The 17,891-nt window shown below is 71.1% G+C and carries 12 protein-coding genes; 9 read left to right on the top strand and 3 right to left on the bottom strand.

The window, feature by feature from the left end; all coding sequences use genetic code 11:
• Nucleotides 1-74: 74 nt before the first annotated feature.
• Both OG875_RS06460 and hflX read left to right on the top strand, forming a co-directional pair.
• Entirely contained in the window at nt 75-1,520 is a 1,446-nt protein-coding gene (locus OG875_RS06460) for a M1 family metallopeptidase (RefSeq protein WP_330173273.1), read from the top strand.
• A gap of 320 nt (nt 1,521-1,840) precedes the next feature.
• On the top strand, nt 1,841-3,337 hold the full coding sequence (hflX, locus tag OG875_RS06455; RefSeq protein ID WP_330173272.1) for a GTPase HflX: 1,497 nt from the start codon (nt 1,841-1,843) through the stop codon (nt 3,335-3,337).
• A 137-nt stretch (nt 3,338-3,474) separates the two neighbouring features.
• On the opposite strand, the gene OG875_RS06450 is transcribed toward hflX, so the two are convergent.
• On the bottom strand, nt 3,475-4,647 hold the full coding sequence (locus OG875_RS06450; protein ID WP_330173271.1) for a trypsin-like serine peptidase: 1,173 nt from the start codon (nt 4,645-4,647) through the stop codon (nt 3,475-3,477).
• A gap of 507 nt (nt 4,648-5,154) precedes the next feature.
• Here OG875_RS06450 and OG875_RS06445 point away from each other — a divergent pair.
• The 3 genes from OG875_RS06445 (at nt 5,155) to OG875_RS06435 (ending at nt 10,219) form a co-directional block, all read left to right on the top strand.
• Entirely contained in the window at nt 5,155-7,194 is a 2,040-nt protein-coding gene (locus OG875_RS06445) for an IucA/IucC family protein (RefSeq protein ID WP_330173270.1), read from the top strand.
• A gap of 105 nt (nt 7,195-7,299) precedes the next feature.
• A complete protein-coding gene (locus OG875_RS06440) occupies nt 7,300-8,094 on the top strand; it encodes a GNAT family N-acetyltransferase (protein WP_443079072.1) in 795 nt (264 codons plus the stop codon).
• A gap of 154 nt (nt 8,095-8,248) precedes the next feature.
• Nucleotides 8,249-10,219: an ATP-dependent DNA helicase gene (locus OG875_RS06435; protein ID WP_330173269.1), complete on the top strand. Its 1,971-nt coding sequence runs from the start codon at nt 8,249-8,251 to the stop codon at nt 10,217-10,219.
• A gap of 123 nt (nt 10,220-10,342) precedes the next feature.
• Here OG875_RS06435 and lexA read toward each other — a convergent pair whose 3' ends face one another.
• Nucleotides 10,343-11,128 (bottom strand): transcriptional repressor LexA, encoded by a 786-nt coding sequence (gene lexA / locus OG875_RS06430; protein ID WP_330173268.1) that lies wholly within the window; start codon nt 11,126-11,128, stop codon nt 10,343-10,345.
• Nucleotides 11,129-11,686: 558 nt separating this feature from the next.
• On the opposite strand from lexA, the gene nrdR reads away from it, so the two are divergent.
• Together nrdR and OG875_RS06420 are read left to right on the top strand one after the other, a co-directional pair.
• Nucleotides 11,687-12,196, top strand: a complete 510-nt coding sequence (nrdR, locus tag OG875_RS06425) for a transcriptional regulator NrdR (RefSeq protein ID WP_330173267.1) — start codon at nt 11,687-11,689, stop codon at nt 12,194-12,196.
• Between the two features lie 257 nt (nt 12,197-12,453).
• The gene (locus tag OG875_RS06420; RefSeq protein WP_330173266.1) at nt 12,454-15,351 is read left to right on the top strand and encodes a vitamin B12-dependent ribonucleotide reductase; all 2,898 of its coding nucleotides are present in this window, start codon (nt 12,454-12,456) and stop codon (nt 15,349-15,351) included.
• Nucleotides 15,352-15,552: 201 nt separating this feature from the next.
• On the opposite strand, the gene OG875_RS06415 is transcribed toward OG875_RS06420, so the two are convergent.
• On the bottom strand, nt 15,553-16,080 hold the full coding sequence (locus tag OG875_RS06415) for a TerD family protein (RefSeq protein ID WP_330173265.1): 528 nt from the start codon (nt 16,078-16,080) through the stop codon (nt 15,553-15,555).
• Between the two features lie 191 nt (nt 16,081-16,271).
• Between OG875_RS06415 and OG875_RS06410 the strand changes: the two genes are divergently transcribed.
• Together OG875_RS06410 and OG875_RS06405 are read left to right on the top strand one after the other, a co-directional pair.
• Nucleotides 16,272-16,877: a YdbC family protein gene (locus tag OG875_RS06410; RefSeq protein ID WP_330173264.1), complete on the top strand. Its 606-nt coding sequence runs from the start codon at nt 16,272-16,274 to the stop codon at nt 16,875-16,877.
• A 159-nt stretch (nt 16,878-17,036) separates the two neighbouring features.
• On the top strand, nt 17,037-17,696 hold the full coding sequence (locus OG875_RS06405) for a histidine phosphatase family protein (protein WP_330173263.1): 660 nt from the start codon (nt 17,037-17,039) through the stop codon (nt 17,694-17,696).
• Nucleotides 17,697-17,891: the final 195 nt, after the last annotated feature.

Raw genomic sequence — 17,891 nt, 5'->3', positions numbered from 1 at the left:
CCGCCCGGCCTCTTTCGGGTGGGAGTGGAGCGCGCCGCCCCCGTCCCCCCGCCGCGCGCTGGTAGCGGTGGTCCATGCTGCTCACCTCCCGCCGGCTGCGCGCCGCCCTGCTGGCCACCGCCTCGGCCACCCTCGTCGCCGCGACCCTCCCCGCCTCCGCCCCCCGACCACTCGGCATCGGCGACCCGCTCTTCCCGTATCTGGGCAACCCCGGGTACGACGTCCTCGCCTACGACATCGACCTCACCTACCGGGGCGACAACACCGAGCCCCTCGACGCCGTCACCAGGATCGACGCCCGTACGACCCGGCGACTGGAGCGGATCAACCTCGACTTCACCCACAGCGAGGTCCGCTCCGTGGAGGTCGACGGGGCGCGCGCCGACTTCGCGACCGCCGGGGAAGACCTCGTCGTCACCCCGCGCGAGGCCGTCGAGGCGGGCGCGCCGGTCCGGGTCACCGTCATCCACACCAGTGACCCGACGGGCGGCAAGGGAGGCTGGATCCCGACCGGGGACGGCCTCGTGATGGCCAACCAGGCCGACGCCGCGCACCGGGTCTTCCCCGGCAACGACCACCCCGCCGACAAGGCTGCCTTCACCTTCCGCGTCACCGTCCCCGGAGATATGACGGCCGTGGCGAACGGCCTGCCGGTGGCGAAGACCCGCCACGGGGCGACCACCACGTGGACGTACCGCACCCGTCACCCCATGGCCACCGAACTGGCCCAGGTGTCCATCGGCGACTCCGCCGTGGTGCGCCGGGAGGGTCCGCGCGGACTGCCGCTGCGCGACGTGGTCCCGGCGGCCGACCGCGCGAAGCTGGAGCCGTGGCTGGCCAAGACGCCGGGGCAGCTGGAGTGGATGGAGCGGCAGGTCGGGCCGTATCCGCTGGAGACGTACGGCGTCCTGATCGCCGCCGCCCGGACCGGTTTCGCCCTGGAGACGCAGACCCTGTCGCTCTTCGAGCGCTCGCTGTTCACCCGCTCCGAGTACCCCGAGTGGTACGTGGACTCGGTGATGGTGCACGAGCTGGCGCACCAGTGGTTCGGGAACAGCGTCTCACCGCGCGCGTGGTCGGACCTGTGGCTCAACGAGGGGCACGCCACCTGGTACGAGGCCCTGTACGCCGAGGAGCACGCCGACAAGCCGCTGGAGACGCGGATGCGCGACGCGTACCGGTTCTCCGACGGCTGGCGCGCGGCGGGCGGCCCGCCGGCCGCACCGGAGCCGCCCTCGCCCGGCGAGCAGATCAGCCTCTTCCGGCCGGTGGTGTACGACGGCAGCGCGCTGGTGCTCTACGCGCTGCGGCAGGAGATCGGCGCGGGGGAGTTCCGGCGCCTGGAGCGCGACTGGGTGCGGACACACCGGGACGGGACGGCGAGCACGGCGGATTTCACACGGCTGGCGTCGCGGATCGCCGGGCGTGACCTCACGGACTTCTTCCAGGGGTGGCTGTACGGGCGCACGACGCCGCCCATGCCCGGACATCCGGACTGGACGAGCCGGGCCGCGAAGTAACGGGGCCCCGCGGCGGTGGTGGGGTGGCGCGGACACGTGGCGGGGCCGCGGTGGCGGTGCCGGGCCGGGCGGACCCGGCTGACCAGGAGAATCGGGGCAGGGCGGGAAACCCGTATGACGCTCGTGGCGGTGACGTGCCACCATCAAGGCGTCGGCGGCCCGCCGGGACCGGCCTCCGGAGGTGACTCCGGGACGGGGTCCGGGACGGGAGAGCCGGGTGCGCGACCCCGGGAATCAATCCCGTTCGTCACGCGTTGTAACCGCTGACGGTGGGCAGACTCTGTTCACCGCCCGAACAGTCTCTTCGACGTAAGGATCCAATGACCTCCTCTTCTTCCTCTTCCCAGGACCAGCAGAACTTCGCGGACACCCGCACGGAAAGCCTTCGGGCCGATGCCCTGATGGAAGAGGACGTCGCCTGGAGCCACGAGATCGACGGAGAGCGGGACGGCGACCAGTTCGACCGCTCCGACCGCGCGGCGCTACGGCGCGTGGTGGGCCTCTCCACCGAGCTCGAAGACGTCACCGAGGTCGAGTACCGGCAGCTGCGCCTGGAGCGCGTCGTGCTCGTCGGCGTCTGGGTCTCGGGGACCGTGCGGGAAGCCGAGAATTCGCTCGCCGAGCTCGCGGCGCTGGCCGAGACCGCCGGCGCGGTGGTCCTCGACGGTGTGATCCAGCGCCGTGACAAGCCTGACCCGGCCACGTACATCGGCTCGGGCAAGGCCCGTGAGCTGTACGACATGGTCGTGGAAACCGGTGCCGACACCGTCGTCTGCGACGGTGAGCTCAGCCCCGGCCAGCTCATCCACCTCGAGGACGTCGTCAAGGTCAAGGTCGTGGACCGTACGGCCCTGATCCTCGACATCTTCGCCCAGCACGCCAAGTCCCGGGAGGGCAAGGCGCAGGTCGCGCTGGCCCAGATGCAGTACATGCTGCCGAGGCTGCGCGGCTGGGGCCAGTCGCTGTCCCGGCAGATGGGTGGCGGCGGCGGTGGCGGCATGGCCACCCGCGGCCCCGGTGAGACCAAGATCGAGACGGACCGGCGCCGGATCCGCGAGAAGATGGCGAAGATGCGCCGGGAGATCGCGGAGATGAAGACCGGCCGCGAGATCAAGCGGCAGGAGCGCAGGCGCCACAAGGTGCCGTCGGTCGCCATCGCCGGATACACGAACGCGGGCAAGTCCTCGCTGCTCAACCGCCTCACCGGCGCCGGAGTCCTGGTGGAGAACTCGCTGTTCGCCACCCTGGACCCGACCGTGCGCCGGGCCGAGACCCCGAGCGGCAGGATCTACACGCTGGCCGACACCGTCGGGTTCGTCCGGCATCTGCCGCACCACCTCGTGGAGGCGTTCCGCTCGACGATGGAGGAGGTCGGGGACTCCGATCTCATCCTGCACGTGGTCGACGGCTCGCACCCCGCGCCGGAGGAGCAGCTGGCCGCCGTGCGCGAGGTCATCCGTGACGTGGGCGCGGTGGACGTCCGCGAGATCGTGGTGATCAACAAGGCGGACGCGGCGGACCCGGTGGTCCTCCAGCGGCTGCTGTCGGCGGAGCGCTACGCGATCGCGGTGTCGGCGCGCACCGGCGCCGGAATGACCGAGCTGCTGGCGCTCATCGACACCGAGCTGCCCCGGCCGGACATCACGGTCGAGGCCCTGGTGCCGTACACCGACGGTGGTCTGGTCTCACGGGTGCACGCCGAGGGCGAGGTGCTGTCCGAGGAGCACACCCCGGAAGGCACGCTCCTGAAGGCCCAGGTCCACCAGGAACTGGCCGCGGCGCTCTCCGCGTACGTGCCCGCTCCCGCCGCCGGCTGACAGCCGACGGCGCGTCCCGAGCGGTTCTGAACCGACCGGGCCCGCAGGAGCCGGTCAGTCCGCAGGAACCGATCAGGCCCGCCCCCTCCGTGCGAGGGGGCGGGCCTGATCGTGTGGGTGTCAGGGGTACGCGGCGACTACTGGCCCGCGAACTTGTCGCTCATCATCGTGTAGAGCTGCGCCGCGCCCTCGCCGAGCCGGGGACCGGCCAGCCAGCCCGACGTCACCGGGCCGATCGAGGTGTTGGAGACCAGCACCGTCTCGCCGTCCGCGCCGGCCGCGAACCAGCCGCCGCCCGAGGACCCGCCCGTCATGGTGCAGCCGATGCGCCACATCGTGGGCGTGCCCGGGGCGATCGAGAGCCGGCCGGCGCTGTCCGCGCACTTGTGCATGATCAGCCCGTCGTACGGCGGGGCCGCGGGGTAGCCCCACGCGCCCAGAGTGCCGATGGCGTTCGCCTCCGGGGCGTCGAAGTCGACGTCCAGGGCCGCGCCGACGGTCTCCTCCAGCGACTTGCCGCCGTTCTCCGGGGTGACGTGCATGACCGCGTAGTCGAACGCCGCGCCGTCGCCGCCGGTCGGGCCCCCGGCGCTGATCCACTCGTTGGAGGTCGCGACCCAGTCGGCCCAGTACTGCCCGTACGGGGCGATCTCCTGCGGCCGGGCGTTCTGGAGCGCCTCGGCGGACTTGCCCTGGTCGTTGTAGGCGGGGACGAACATGATGTTCCGGTACCAGCCGCCGCCCGAACCCGCGTGCACGCAATGGCCCGCCGTCCAGACCATGTTCGACCTGCCGGGGTTCTTCGGGTCCTTGACCACGGTCGCCGAGCAGACCATCGCGCCCTCGGGCGAGTCGAAGAAGACCTTGCCGACGGGCGCCGCGTTCTGGTGGTAGGGCGTCTTCTCCGGCTCCGCCCGGACCGGCCGGGGCTCGGGGTCGGTGACGTCCTGGTCGCCGGAGATGTCACCCGCCGACAAGGTCTTCGCCGGCGACTTCGCCTCCTTCATCCGCTCGGGCTTCCACAGGTCCTCGATGACCGGGTTGACGAAGTCCTTCGCGCTGCTCAGCCACGTGTCCTTGTCCCAGTTCTTCCACTCGCCGTCCCGCCACTTCTCCGGGTCGACGCCGTGCTCCTTGAGCTTGTCGGCCAGATCCGCGGGGATTTCCAGGCCCGGCCTGTCGTCGGCGGCAGCCGAGTCGGACGGTGTGCCGGCGGCCGTGTTCCCACTGTCACCGCCGCACCCGGTCGCCGTCAGCGCGAGCACCGCGGCGAGGCTGGTGGCAGCCAGCAGTGGTCGTATGGATCGCATGAAAACCGTTCCCCCTGAACGTACTTGATCACTTTGCCATGAGCGTGTCACGCAAAAAGGTGGTCCTCAGGCGGACCACCTCGCGGTTGTCCTCACCCTATGCGGCCTGTCGCCCGACGGGCCGGGCAGGGGCGTACCGGCGTACGGTCCGACGCACCCCGGGGCACGGCGGACCACCGCCGGGCCCTTCTGTCCGGCCTACTTCTCGCTGACCGTCCCGTTGGATCGCCCTGGCCTCGTCACCGAGGGGACGGCGGCGGCGAGCGCCGTGGTTCCGCCGCCGCCCGAGAGATGTTCCGACCGGCCGTGATCCCGGGCCGGTCCCGTCGTTGGTATCCACGGGGGACCCGACGCCCGCGTCCACGCCATGCCCCGGGGCCGGTCACCGCCCCCGTCGGTGGTACGTCCTCCCGGCCCGGACACCGCCGCCGTGACGACCTCCGGACAGACCCGTCGGTCGGCGGACCGCCGGACCGCCGACCGGCCCCCACACAGGAGAACCCTTCCGTGAACCCCTCCCCCCTGTCCGACGCGCCCGAGACCACCGGGCGCCCCGGCGCCGCCCCGGATCCCGGAGCGGGCGACACCCCCGACCCCGTCACGGCCCCGGCCGCGACGACCGGCGCGGTCACCGTGCCCCGCCAACTCCCCACGGGCGGTGCGTCGCCCGCCGCCGGTACGGAACCGGCCGAGCACCCGGACCCCGTCGACCGACCGGACCACGTGGACGCCCGGGACCCCCTGGAGGCCCCGGCCCCGGTCCCGCCACCGTCGGTCGGCCCGGACCACCTCGCCCCCCTTGACCCGCCGGTCCCGGCCCCCTCGGCCGCCCCGGACCCCTTGGACGACGCCGAGCCGCGCCGGGCCGCCGACGCCGCGACCGTGGAGAACCTGCTGCGCTGCTGGGTCAGGGAGAACGGCCTCCCCCGGCCCGCCGGGGACACCCTGCGTATCCCGCTCGACGCGAGCGGCACCGGCCTCCTCGTCCCTGTCCGGTACTGGTCGGCCACCGGCTGGCACCGCTTCGGCCCGCCCCTCCTGGAGACCGCCGGACCGCGTTCCACGCCCGCCGACGCCGTCACCGTCGCCGCGCTCCTCGCCCGTGAGACGGGCCGCGACCAGGACACCGAACTCGTCGCCAGGGTCGCCGACTCCGCCCGCCGTACGACCGACTTCCTCGCCGACCGGCGCGCCGCCCCCGGGCCCGTCGGCACCGATCTCTTCCTCACCGCCGAACAGTCCCTCCTCCTCGGCCACCCCCTGCACCCCACCCCCAAGAGCCGTGAAGGGCTCTCCGACACCGACCACCGCCGCTTCTCGCCCGAGCTGCGCGGTTCCTTCCCCCTCCACTGGATGGCCGTCGACCGGTCCGTGCTCGCCACCGACTCGGCCTGGACCGAGCAGGGCCGGGCCGTCCACGCGGAACAGCTCACGACCCGTCTCGCCGGAGACCTGGCCCTCCCCGACCACACGGTTCCGCTGCCCGTCCACCCCTGGCAGGCAGGGGAGTTGACGCACCGTCCCGCCGTACGGGCACTCCTCGACGCCGGACTGCTCCACGACCTCGGGCCGTACGGCGACCCCTGGTACCCGACCTCCTCCGTACGGACGCTGTACCGCACGGGCGCGCCCGCGATGCTCAAGCTGTCCCTCGGCGTACGGATCACCAACTCCCGCCGCGAGAACCTCCGTAAGGAGCTCCACCGGGGCGTCGAGGTCCACCGGCTGCTGCGCGGCGGGCTCGCCCAGCAGTGGCGCGCCGCGAACCCCGGCTTCGACATCGTGCGCGACCCCGCCTGGCTCGCCGTCGACACCCTCGACGGCGAACCCGTCGCCGGGCTCGACGTGATGCTGCGTCACAACCCGTTCCGCCCCGAGACGGACGCCGTCTGCGTCGCCGGGCTCGTCACCCCGTGCCCCTGGCCCGGCCGCCCCGGCGCCCACTCCCGTCTCGCCGACACCGTGACCCGGCTCGTCGCCCGTACGGGCCGCCCCGCCGGGGCCGTCGCGGCCGAGTGGTTCCTGCGCTACCTCGACCACGTCGTACGCCCGGTGCTCCTCCTCGACGCGACCGCGGGCGTCGTCCTCGAAGCGCACCAGCAGAACACCCTGGTGGTCCTCGACGCCGACGGCTGGCCCGTCGGCGGACGCTACCGGGACAACCAGGGCTACTACTTCCGCGAGTCCCACCGTGCCGCGCTCGAACGCCGGCTGCCCGGCATCGGCAGGGCGAGCGACACCTTTGTCCCCGACGACGTCGCGGACGAACGCTTCGCCTACTACCTCGGCATCAACAACGTCCTCGGTCTCATCGGGGCGTTCGGCTCCCAGCGGCTCGCCGACGAACGCGTACTCCTCGCCGCGTTCCGCCGGTTCCTCACCCGTGCCACGAGCCTCGGTTCACCCCTGCCCGGCCTTCTCCTGGAGGCGGCCACCCTGCGCTGCAAGGCGAATCTGCTCACCCGGCTGCACGGCCTGGACGAACTCGTCGGCCCGGTCGACACCCAGTCCGTCTACGTCACCCTCGCCAACCCCCTCCAGCCGTGAGCCCCGTACGTTCCGCGGCCCCCGTACGTCCCGTACACCCGGTGCGTCCAGTGCGTCCCACGCGTCCCGTACGCGCCGCCGTGCCGCCGACAGGAGACCGCCCCCGTGCCTCCCACCGACACGAGAACCGCCGCCCTCGGCGCGAGCCCCGGCGCGCCCGGTGGCTCCGCTCCCGGACCCCTCGGGTCCGGGAGCACGGGGGACACCCTCGAACTGCGGCTGACCGAGGACATCGTCGCCCTGTTCGAAGAGGGTGAGCCGGCCCTGACCGGTTCACCTCCGCCGGGCGGCGCCGGAGAGTCCGTCCTGCTGGATCTTCCCGCCCGTTGGGGCGCCGTCGACACCCCGTCCGGACTGTTCCGGCTCGTCCCCGTACGGCTGGAACGCGACCTGTCCCTTATCAGCCGCTGGATGAACGACCCCGCCGTCGCGGCCTTCTGGGAACTGGCGGGCCCCGACGCGGTCACCGCCGGTCATCTCCGCGCCCAGCTCGGCGGCGACGGCCGCGCCGTCCCCTGTCTGGGGGTGCTCGACGGGGTCCCCATGAGCTACTGGGAGCTGTACCGCGCCGATCTCGACCCGCTCGCCCGTCATTTCCCCGCCCGCCCCCACGACACCGGGCTCCACCTCCTCATCGGCGGCGTCACCGACCGTGGCCGGGGCATCGGCACCACCCTCCTCGGAGCCGTGTCCGACCTCGTGCTCGACCACCGCCCACGCTGCGGCCGGGTCGTGGCCGAACCGGATCTGCGCAACACCCCGTCCGTCTCCGCCTTCCTCGGCGCCGGCTTCCGTTTCTCGGCCGAACTCGACCTGCCCGGCAAACGAGCCGCCCTGATGATCCGCGACCGGCCGCAGCCACCGCACCGGCCTCACCGACCGCTGCGGAACCCGCTGTGAACAACCACTGGGGACCTGCTGTGAACGACCACTACGGAACCTGCCGCGAACGACCACGCCCGCCCGTCCGGAATCGGCCCGGTGTGCCCCGTGCGGATGCTCCGTTCGACACGTGATCGCCGTTGTCAGTGGTGAGCCGTAGGGTGGTCGCGCTATGACGAAGCCATCTCTCTCCGAGCTCCTCCATGCCGCCGTCACCGCTGTCGGCGGTGTGGAACGCCCCGGCCAGGTCACCATGGCCGAGGCCGTCGCGGAGGTCATCGACGACAACTCGCATCTGCTCGTGCAGGCCGGCACCGGCACCGGAAAGTCCCTCGGCTATCTGGTGCCCGCGCTGGCGCACGGCGAGCGTGTCGTGGTGGCCACCGCGACCCTGGCCCTCCAGCGGCAACTCGTGGAGCGTGACCTGCCGCGCACGGTCGACGCGCTCAGTCCGCTGCTGCGGCGGCGGCCCGAGTACGCCATGCTCAAGGGCCGTTCCAACTACCTCTGTCTGCACCGACTCAACGAGGGTGTGCCGCAGGACGACGAGGACGGACTCTTCGACCCGTTCGAGGCGGCGGCGCCCACGAGCAAGCTCGGCAAGGACCTGCTGCGCATGCGGGACTGGGCGGACGAGACGGAGACGGGCGACCGGGACAATCTCACGCCCGGCGTCTCCGACCGGGCCTGGGCGCAGGTCTCCGTGTCGTCCCGCGAGTGCCTGGGCGCGACGAAGTGCGCGTACGGCGCCGACTGCTTCGCCGAGATGGCACGGGAGCGGGCCAAGCTCGCCGATGTCGTGATCACCAACCACGCGCTGCTGGCCATCGACGCCATCGAGGGCGCGCCCGTCGTCCCGCAGCACGAGGTGCTGATCGTCGACGAGGCGCACGAACTGGTGTCGAGGGTGACCGGGGTCGCCACCGGCGAGCTGACCGCCGGCCAGGTCAACCGCGCGGTGCGGCGTGCCGCCAAGCTGGTCAACGAGAAGGCGGCGGACGCGCTCCAGACCGCCGCCGAGACGTTCGAGCGGCTGATGGAGCTGGCCGCCCCGGGCCGTGTCGAGGAGATCCCCGAGGACCTCGGCTACGCGCTGATGGCGTTGCGTGACGCCGCGCGCACGGTCATCTCGGCCATCGGCGCCACCCGTGACAAGTCCGTGCAGGACGAGGACGCCGTACGCAAGCAGGCTCTCGCGGCCGTCGAGTCCGTTCACACCGTCGCCGAGCGGATCGCCAACGGCAGCGAGTGGGACGTGGTCTGGTTCGAACGACACGACCGCTTCGGCGCCTCGCTGCGGGTCGCTCCGCTGTCGGTGTCCGGCCTGCTGCGCGAGAAGCTGTTCAGCGAGCGCTCCGTGGTGCTGACCTCGGCGACGCTCAAGCTCGGCGGCGACTTCAACGGAGTCGGCGCGTCCCTGGGGCTGGCCCCGGAAGGGACGGAGGGGGAGGACGTCCCTCAGTGGAAGGGCCTCGACGTCGGATCGCCCTTCGACTATCCCAAGCAGGGCATTCTCTATGTCGCGCGGCATCTCTCGCCGCCCGGCCGGGAGGGTTCGCGCGGCGACATGATGGACGAGCTCGCCGAGTTGGTCGAGGCGGCCGGTGGGCGGACGCTCGGGCTGTTCTCCTCCATGCGGGCCGCCCAGGCGGCGGCCGAGGAACTGCGCGGCAGGCTGGACACGCCGATCCTCCTCCAAGGGGAGGAAACCCTGGGCGAGTTGATCAAAGCGTTCGCGGCCGACCCCGCGACCTGTCTGTTCGGCACCCTGTCGCTCTGGCAGGGCGTGGATGTCCCCGGATCGAGTTCACAGCTGGTGGTGATGGACCGTATTCCGTTCCCCCGCCCCGACGATCCGCTGATGAGCGCCCGTCAGAAAGCGGTGGAACAGGCCGGGGGCAACGGCTTCATGGCCGTGGCCGCCACCCATGCCGCCCTGTTGATGGCTCAGGGCGCGGGCCGGCTGGTGCGGGCCACGGGGGACCGGGGCGTGGTGGCCGTACTGGACCCACGGCTGGCGAACGCCCGGTACGGGAGTTTCCTCCGGGCCTCGATGCCCGACTTCTGGTACACGACGGACCGTGAGCAGGCCCGGCGTTCACTGGCCGCGATCGACGCGCTGGCCACGTCCGAGGGACGGTAGCCGCCAAGGATTCGGCAGCATCCGGCAGGTGGGCCCACCCAGGGTGTGGGCCCACAGCGGACACGGTGAGGCCCCGGGACCGGCGCAGGAGTCCCGGGGCCGGCCTGGGAGCCGGCGGAGCCCTCACACCCGCCGCAGGACCGCCACGACCTTGCCGAGGATGGTGGCGTCGTCGCCGGGGATCGGCTGGTACGCCGCGTTGTGCGGGAGCAGCCAGACATGGCCGTCCTCGCGCCGGAAGCGCTTGACGGTGGCCTCACCGTCGAGCATCGCCGCGACGATGTCCCCGTTCTCGGCCACCGGCTGACGGCGCACCGTCACCCAGTCGCCGTCACAGATGGCCGCCTCGATCATCGAGTCACCGACGACCTTGAGAACGAACAGCTCACCGTCGCCCACCAGTTGGCGGGGGAGCGGGAAGACGTCCTCGACGGACTCCTCGGCGAGGATCGGTCCGCCGGCCGCGATCCGGCCCACCAACGGCACGTAGGACGCGGCGGGTTTGCCGGTGGTGTCCGTCTGCTGGGTGCTCGGCTGGTCGGACCCCCGGACCTCGTACGCCCTCGGGCGGTGCGGGTCCCTGCGCAGGAATCCCTTGCGCTCCAGAGCCATCAGCTGGTGGGCCACGGAGGACGTGCTGGACAGGCCGACGGCCTGGCCGATCTCGCGCATCGACGGAGGATATCCCCGCCGCTGCACCGAGTCGCGGATGACTTCGATGACCCGCCGCTGCCGGTCCGTGAGACCGGAGCTGTCCGCCCGGATTCCCGGAGGTCGGCCGGGAAGCGAGCGCGAGGGCTTCGCGCCCTCCGGATTTGTGGCTGCGTCATTCATGGCATGCACCGGCTCGAGTCGGCTCTGGGAGCGGTCCTGGGTGGTAATGGTGGCGCTGTCTGCGGTGGTGGTCACGTCGGCCCCTCTCGAAATGTTCTCCCTGGCTGGACAACGGTAGTTGCTTTCGAAAGGTTGCGCCAAACACACGTTCGAGTGAAAAACCCAGGAAGTGCTGACGCGGCAATATCAGGTGTGTATGCGGCGCGTATTCGGCGTCGTCCCGCGCGGCTGTCCGGAGCCTCGTCCGGAGGCCCGCCGCGGCCCTTTGCGGCATTCCCCGGGAGCCGTCCCGGGAGGGGTCCGGCGGCGCCCAGTGTCTCATCGGGCGGCCCCGGATCGCGGTACGTCCGGGGCTCCCGTACTCTCGTGCCGGACCGCGCCGAGCCCGCCCGCCGGGCGGGTTCCCGTCCGGCGCCGTACCGCCGTCGACCCGTCGCCCGCCGCGACACGCGCGTCCGGTCCGAAACGTGCGCCGACCCCACATGTAGTGGTTGGATTGGCGCAGTCGCCCAGAAGTAGTGGTCCCGGGTCTTTCCTTACGGAGGCCATCGCCTATGCTGGGCACCGTTCCGGAGGGTCCGTCCAGGGCCTGCCGGGGCATCTCAGTCGTGCTGTGAAGGAGGGTCGGAAGCCGTGCACTGTCCCTTCTGCAGGCACCCCGACAGCCGTGTCGTCGACAGTCGCACCACCGACGACGGGACGTCCATCCGACGCCGCCGTCAGTGCCCCGACTGCTCCCGCCGCTTCACGACGGTGGAGACCGCCTCGCTGATGGTGATCAAGCGCAGCGGAGTCACGGAACCCTTCAGCCGCACCAAGGTCATCTCCGGTGTGCGGAAGGCATGTCAGGGACGACCGGTCACCGAGGACGCTCTCGCCCAACTCGGCCAGCGGGTCGAGGAAGCGCTGCGCGCCACCGGCAGCGCCGAACTGACCACCCATGACGTCGGGCTGGCCATACTCGGCCCCTTGCAGGAGCTCGACCTCGTCGCGTACCTGCGTTTCGCATCCGTATACCGGGCGTTCGACTCGCCCGAGGACTTCGAGGCCGCCGTGGCGGAGCTGCGCACGCGGCCTCCCACCGGGGAGGCCGGGCCCGGTGCGGGCCCCGGCGTTCCCGAGCCCGTCACCAGCGCCGACTGACCGGAGAACCGGCAGCGGCGCCGGGTGACCGTCACCGACATGTCGGTGCGGTGACGGCCGATCGGTCATCGATCGGTTACCGACCTATCGCGACAGCTCGTGACCGATCGATGCGGATCGGGCGCCCCAGCGGCGACGAGACCAGCGACGAGACCAGCCACGGGCGCCCACACGGCGCCCCTGGCACTGGACACATCACTGTGCCATGGGAAGAACGTGGCACTTCAGGGCGTTTTCGCCTGTACATGGGAGGCGGCATGACAGAGACGGCGAGCGGTCCGACGGCACGAGGGTCCCGCAACAAGGGAGCCAAGGCCGCCAAGGGCCTGCGTATCGAGCGAATCCACACCACCCCCGGCGTGCATCCGTACGACGAGGTGGTCTGGGAGCGCCGGGACGTCGTCATGACCAACTGGCGCGACGGCTCGGTCAATTTCGAGCAGCGTGGCGTCGAGTTCCCCGGCACCTGGTCGGTGAACGCGGTCAACATCGTCACCAGCAAGTACTTCCGCGGTGCGGTCGGCACCCCCCAGCGCGAGACGAGCCTCAAGCAGCTCATCGACCGGATCGTGAAGACCTACCGGGCCTCCGGCGAGGAGAACGGCTACTTCGCCTCGCCCGCCGACGCGGAGGTCTTCGAGCACGAGCTGGCGTACGCCCTCATGCACCAGGTCTTCAGCTTCAACTCGCCGGTGTGGTTCAACGTCGGCACGCCCCAGCCGCAGCAGGTCTCCGCCTGCTTCATCCTGGCCGTCGACGACTCCATGGAGTCGATCCTCGACTGGTACAAGGAAGAGGGCATGATCTTCAAGGGCGGCTCCGGCGCCGGCCTCAACCTCTCCCGGATCCGTTCCTCCAAGGAGCTCCTCTCCTCGGGCGGCAACGCCTCGGGCCCCGTCTCCTTCATGCGCGGCGCCGACGCCTCCGCCGGCACGATCAAGTCCGGCGGTGCCACCCGCCGCGCGGCCAAGATGGTCATCCTCGACGTCGACCACCCCGACATCGAGAACTTCATCGAGACCAAGGTGAAGGAGGAGGAGAAGATCCGCGCCCTGCGCGACGCGGGCTTCGACATGGACCTGGGCGGCGACGACATCACGTCGGTCCAGTACCAGAACGCGAACAACTCCGTCCGGGTCAACAACGAGTTCATGGAGGCCGTCGAAGCGGGCGGCATGTTCGGACTGCGCGCCCGGATGACCGGCGACGTCATCGAGGAGGTCCAGGCGAAGTCCCTCTTCCGCAAGATGGCCGAAGCCGCCTGGGCCTGCGCCGATCCCGGTATTCAGTACGACGACACGATCAACCAGTGGCACACGTGCCCGGAATCCGGCCGGATCAACGGCTCGAACCCGTGCAGCGAGTACATGCACCTCGACAACACGTCGTGCAATCTCGCCTCCCTGAACCTGATGAAGTTCCTCAACGACGACGACAAGGGAAACCAGTCGTTCGACATCGAGCGTTTCTCCAGGGTCGTCGAGCTGGTCATCACGGCGATGGACATCTCCATCTGCTTCGCCGACTTCCCGACGCGGAAGATCGGCGAGAACACCCGCGCCTTCCGCCAGCTGGGCATCGGCTACGCCAACCTCGGCGCCCTGCTGATGGCGACGGGACACGCGTACGACAGCGACGGCGGGCGCGCGCTCGCCGGAGCCATCACCTCGCTGATGACGAGCACGTCCTACCGGCGCTCCGCCGAACTGGCCGCCGTCGTCGGCCCGTACGACGGCTACGCCCGTAACTCCGTGCCGCACCAGCGCGTCATGAAGCAGCACGCGGACGCCAACGGCACGGCCGTGAGCGTGGACGACCTGGACAGCCCGATCTGGGCGGCGGCCACCGAAGCGTGGCAGGACGTCGTGCGTCTGGGCGCCAAGAACGGTTTCCGCAACGCGCAGGCATCGGTCATCGCGCCCACCGGCACCATCGGTCTCGCGATGTCCTGCGACACCACCGGACTCGAACCCGACCTCGCGCTGGTCAAGTTCAAGAAGCTGGTCGGCGGCGGCTCGATGCAGATCGTCAACGGCACGGTGCCGCAGGCCCTGCGCCGCCTGGGCTACCAGGAGGAGCAGATCGAGGCGATCGTCGCCCACATCGCCGAGAACGGCAACGTGATCGACGCGCCCGGCCTGAAGCCCGAGCACTACTCGGTCTTCGACTGCGCCATGGGCGAGCGGTCCATCTCCGCGATGGGCCATGTGCGGATGATGGCGGCGATCCAGCCGTGGATCTCCGGCGCGCTCTCCAAGACGGTCAACCTGCCGGAGACCGCCACCGTCGAGGACGTCGAGGAGGTCTACTTCCAGGCGTGGAAGCTCGGCGTCAAGGCGCTGGCGATCTACCGCGACAACTGCAAGGTCGGCCAGCCCCTCTCCGCGAAGAAGAAGGAACAGGTCGCGGAGAAGACCGAGGCGACCATCCGCCAGGCGGTCGAGAAGGTCATCGAGTACCGCCCCGTCCGGATGCGGCTGCCCAAGGGCCGCCCCGGCATCACCACCTCCTTCACGGTGGGCGGCGCCGAGGGCTACATGACGGCGAACTCCTACCCGGACGACGGCCTCGGCGAGGTCTTCCTGAAGATGTCCAAGCAGGGGTCGACCCTCGCGGGCATGATGGACGCCTTCTCGATCGCGGTGTCCGTGGGACTTCAGTACGGCGTCCCGCTGGAGACGTACGTCTCGAAGTTCACCAACATGCGCTTCGAGCCCGCCGGTATGACGGACGACCCGGACGTGCGGCTCGCCCAGTCGATCGTGGACTACATCTTCCGCCGGCTGGCGCTGGACTTCCTCCCGTTCGAGACCCGGTCGGCCCTCGGCATCCACTCGGCCGACGAGCGTCAGCGACACCTGGAGACCGGCTCGTACGAGCCGTCCATCGAGGACGAGCAGGTGATGGACGTCGAGGGTCTGGCGCAGTCCGCGCCGCGCCACGTGGAGCCGCTGAAGTCGGTGAGCCCGCCCGCGACGCCGGCCGTCGCGGAGGCCCCGGCCCCCAAGCAGGTCCACACCTCGGCCGAACTGGTGGAGATGCAGCTCGGCATCAGCGCCGACGCGCCGCTCTGCTTCTCCTGCGGGACGAAGATGCAGCGGGCCGGTTCCTGCTACATCTGCGAGGGCTGCGGGTCGACCAGCGGTTGCAGCTGACACGGGGCGACAGCCAGGGGCGCCCGGTTGACCCGCGGATGACGTGGGGTCGGGGACACGGGCCCTGAGCGAAGGGGCGTCGGCATCCTGGCCGGCGCCCCTTCGTGCACTGTCACGGAGGGGCGCTCCGTACGACCGGGCCGCCGGGTGGGTCCTCGCGGGTCGGTCCCGCCGCCGCACCCCGTCGCTCGTGTCCTGTGGTCAGACCTCGCCCATGCGCTCGGTGAACTCCTGCGGATCGGCGTCGAATCCGCGCAGCGCCGGGCGGAAGTCCCAGGTCCCCGACCCGTTCCTGGAGAACTCGGCGATCGTCGCCGACAACGCGGACGGGACCTCCGCGAAATCGTTCGACGTCAGCTCGGTGAGGCCCTCCATGAGCCGGATGGTCGGACCCGATATGTCGCCGAACGTACGACGCCCCTCACGCTGCTGGATGACCACCCCGACGACCACGCGCGCGTAGTCCGGGGCCAGCCGATCGAGCTCCAGCCGCATCACCTCGTCGGAGCCGAAGCCCTGCCCCGTACGGCTCTCCCGCTCCAGGATGATCGTTCCGTCGGGCGACCGGCTGTCGAAGTGCACCAGATACGCGGGGCGGTTCGCCGGCGCGCCCGAGGTGTACGTCGCGGCGACCAGGTCCAGGTCGTGCGCCGGGCGGCCCAGGGGACTCGGATCCCATTTCAGGGTGACCTCGACCTTTTCGACACCTCTGTTGAGACTGCTGCTCACCGGCGATCCCTCCGTATACGGCCAATACCTCTGTGTACAAGGCTAGTGCGCGACGCCGACAACACGCGCCCCGTACGAGCCGGTTGACCGACACGTGGCCACGATTCGCCACGAACGGACCGGCTGCGTCCGCTCGTCCGGGCTTCGCCGGACAGTGACCTGGGCCACGCCCCGCGCCGTACGATGGCGCGGTGCTGGTCAAGTGGATTCGCTGCACGGTGACGGACCGACGTGGTTTCGAACGGGGGCAGCGGAAATGGGCGGGGCTGCTCGGTGAGCCGGGATTCCGGGGACAGGGCGGGGGGTGGAGCCGGGGGCGGCCGGGGGTCGCGCACGTCTTCGCGTTCTGGGAGAGCCGGGCCTTCTACGACTCCTTCATGGCTCGCTCCCACGACCGGCTGGCGGCGGCGCAGTCGGGCACCTTCCGGGACGCGCGGGCGAAGCTTTTCGACTACCGCTTCGACGTGAAGACCGGTTTCGAGCCGAGGTTCACGGACGCGGACGTGGTACGGGTCGCGCACTGCAAGGTGCACGAGGACCGGGTCGAACACTTCGCGCTGATGCAGGAGAAGGTGTGGAACCCGGCGATGGCCGGGTCGCCGGGGATGGTGCGCGGGGTGTTCGGCGCCGCGCCCGGCAACGAGTTCCTGGTGCTCTCCATGTGGCAGTCGGCCGCCGAGCACGGCAAGTACCGGATCGAACGGGTGGAACGCCTGACCCTGCGCGCCCAGACCGCCGCCGATGTCGCGGCGCTGGCGGGCGACGTCGTCCAGCTCGAACCGGGCTGGACGGTCTGACCGGCCGGACGGAGCGGACCTCGGCGCCAGCGCCGGGCCCACGGTGTGTGCCGTGCCGACCCCGCGCACGGTGGTCCGGGTGAGGCGGCCGTGTGAAGGCTTCGCGCGACGCCGGGGACCCGCCCACGGGCCCGGAGCGGCGCGATCTAGGGTCGGACCATGGTGAGACCGCGACGTATCGTCCTTGTCCGGCACGGCGAGTCGGAGGGCAACGCCGACGACACGGTGTACGAACGCGCGCCCGACCACGCCCTCGGGCTCACCGAGGCCGGCCTGCGCCAGGCCGAGGAGACGGGCGTGTGGCTGCGCGAGACGTTCGGCCGGGAGTCGGTGAGCGTGTACGTGTCGCCCTACCGCCGCACCCACGAGACGTTCCACGCGTTCGCCCTCGACCCGGAACTGGTGCGGGTGCGCGAGGAGCCCCGGCTGCGGGAACAGGACTGGGGCAACTGGCAGGACCACGACGACGTACGCCTCCAGAAGGAGTACCGCGACGCCTACGGGCACTTCTTCTACCGCTTCGCCCAGGGGGAGTCCGGCGCCGACGTGTACGACCGGGTCGGCGCCTTCCTGGAGAGTCTGCACCGCAGCTTCGAGGCGCCCGACCACCCCGAGAACGTGCTGCTGGTCACCCACGGGCTCACCATGCGGCTCTTCTGCATGCGCTGGTTCCACTGGACCGTCGCCGAGTTCGAGTCGCTGTCCAACCCCGGCAACGGGGAGTCCCGGACGCTGCTGCTCGGCGAGGACGGGCGGTACACGCTGGACCGCCCGTTCAAACGCTGGCGGACGCCGGAACCGTACGGCATCACCGGTTAGGGCGAACGCCGCGCCGCGCACGGCCCGGTGACGCGCACGGCCACTCGGCCCGTACCGACTCCTGCTCCTGCCTCGTGTCGACTCCCGCCCCGGGCCGTTTCCTGCCGCGCACACCCTCCTGAGGAGGATCGGTCGGCGCGCCCGCCGTCACTGTCACGGTCCCGCCACAGACTCCCCTCATCGGAGGACCTCGCG

This window comes from Streptomyces sp. NBC_01498 (assembly GCF_036327775.1).
GTDB lineage: Bacteria > Actinomycetota > Actinomycetes > Streptomycetales > Streptomycetaceae > Streptomyces.
The sequence above is the reverse complement of the archived record's forward strand: the minus strand, read 5'-3'. Positions and strand labels throughout refer to the sequence as shown.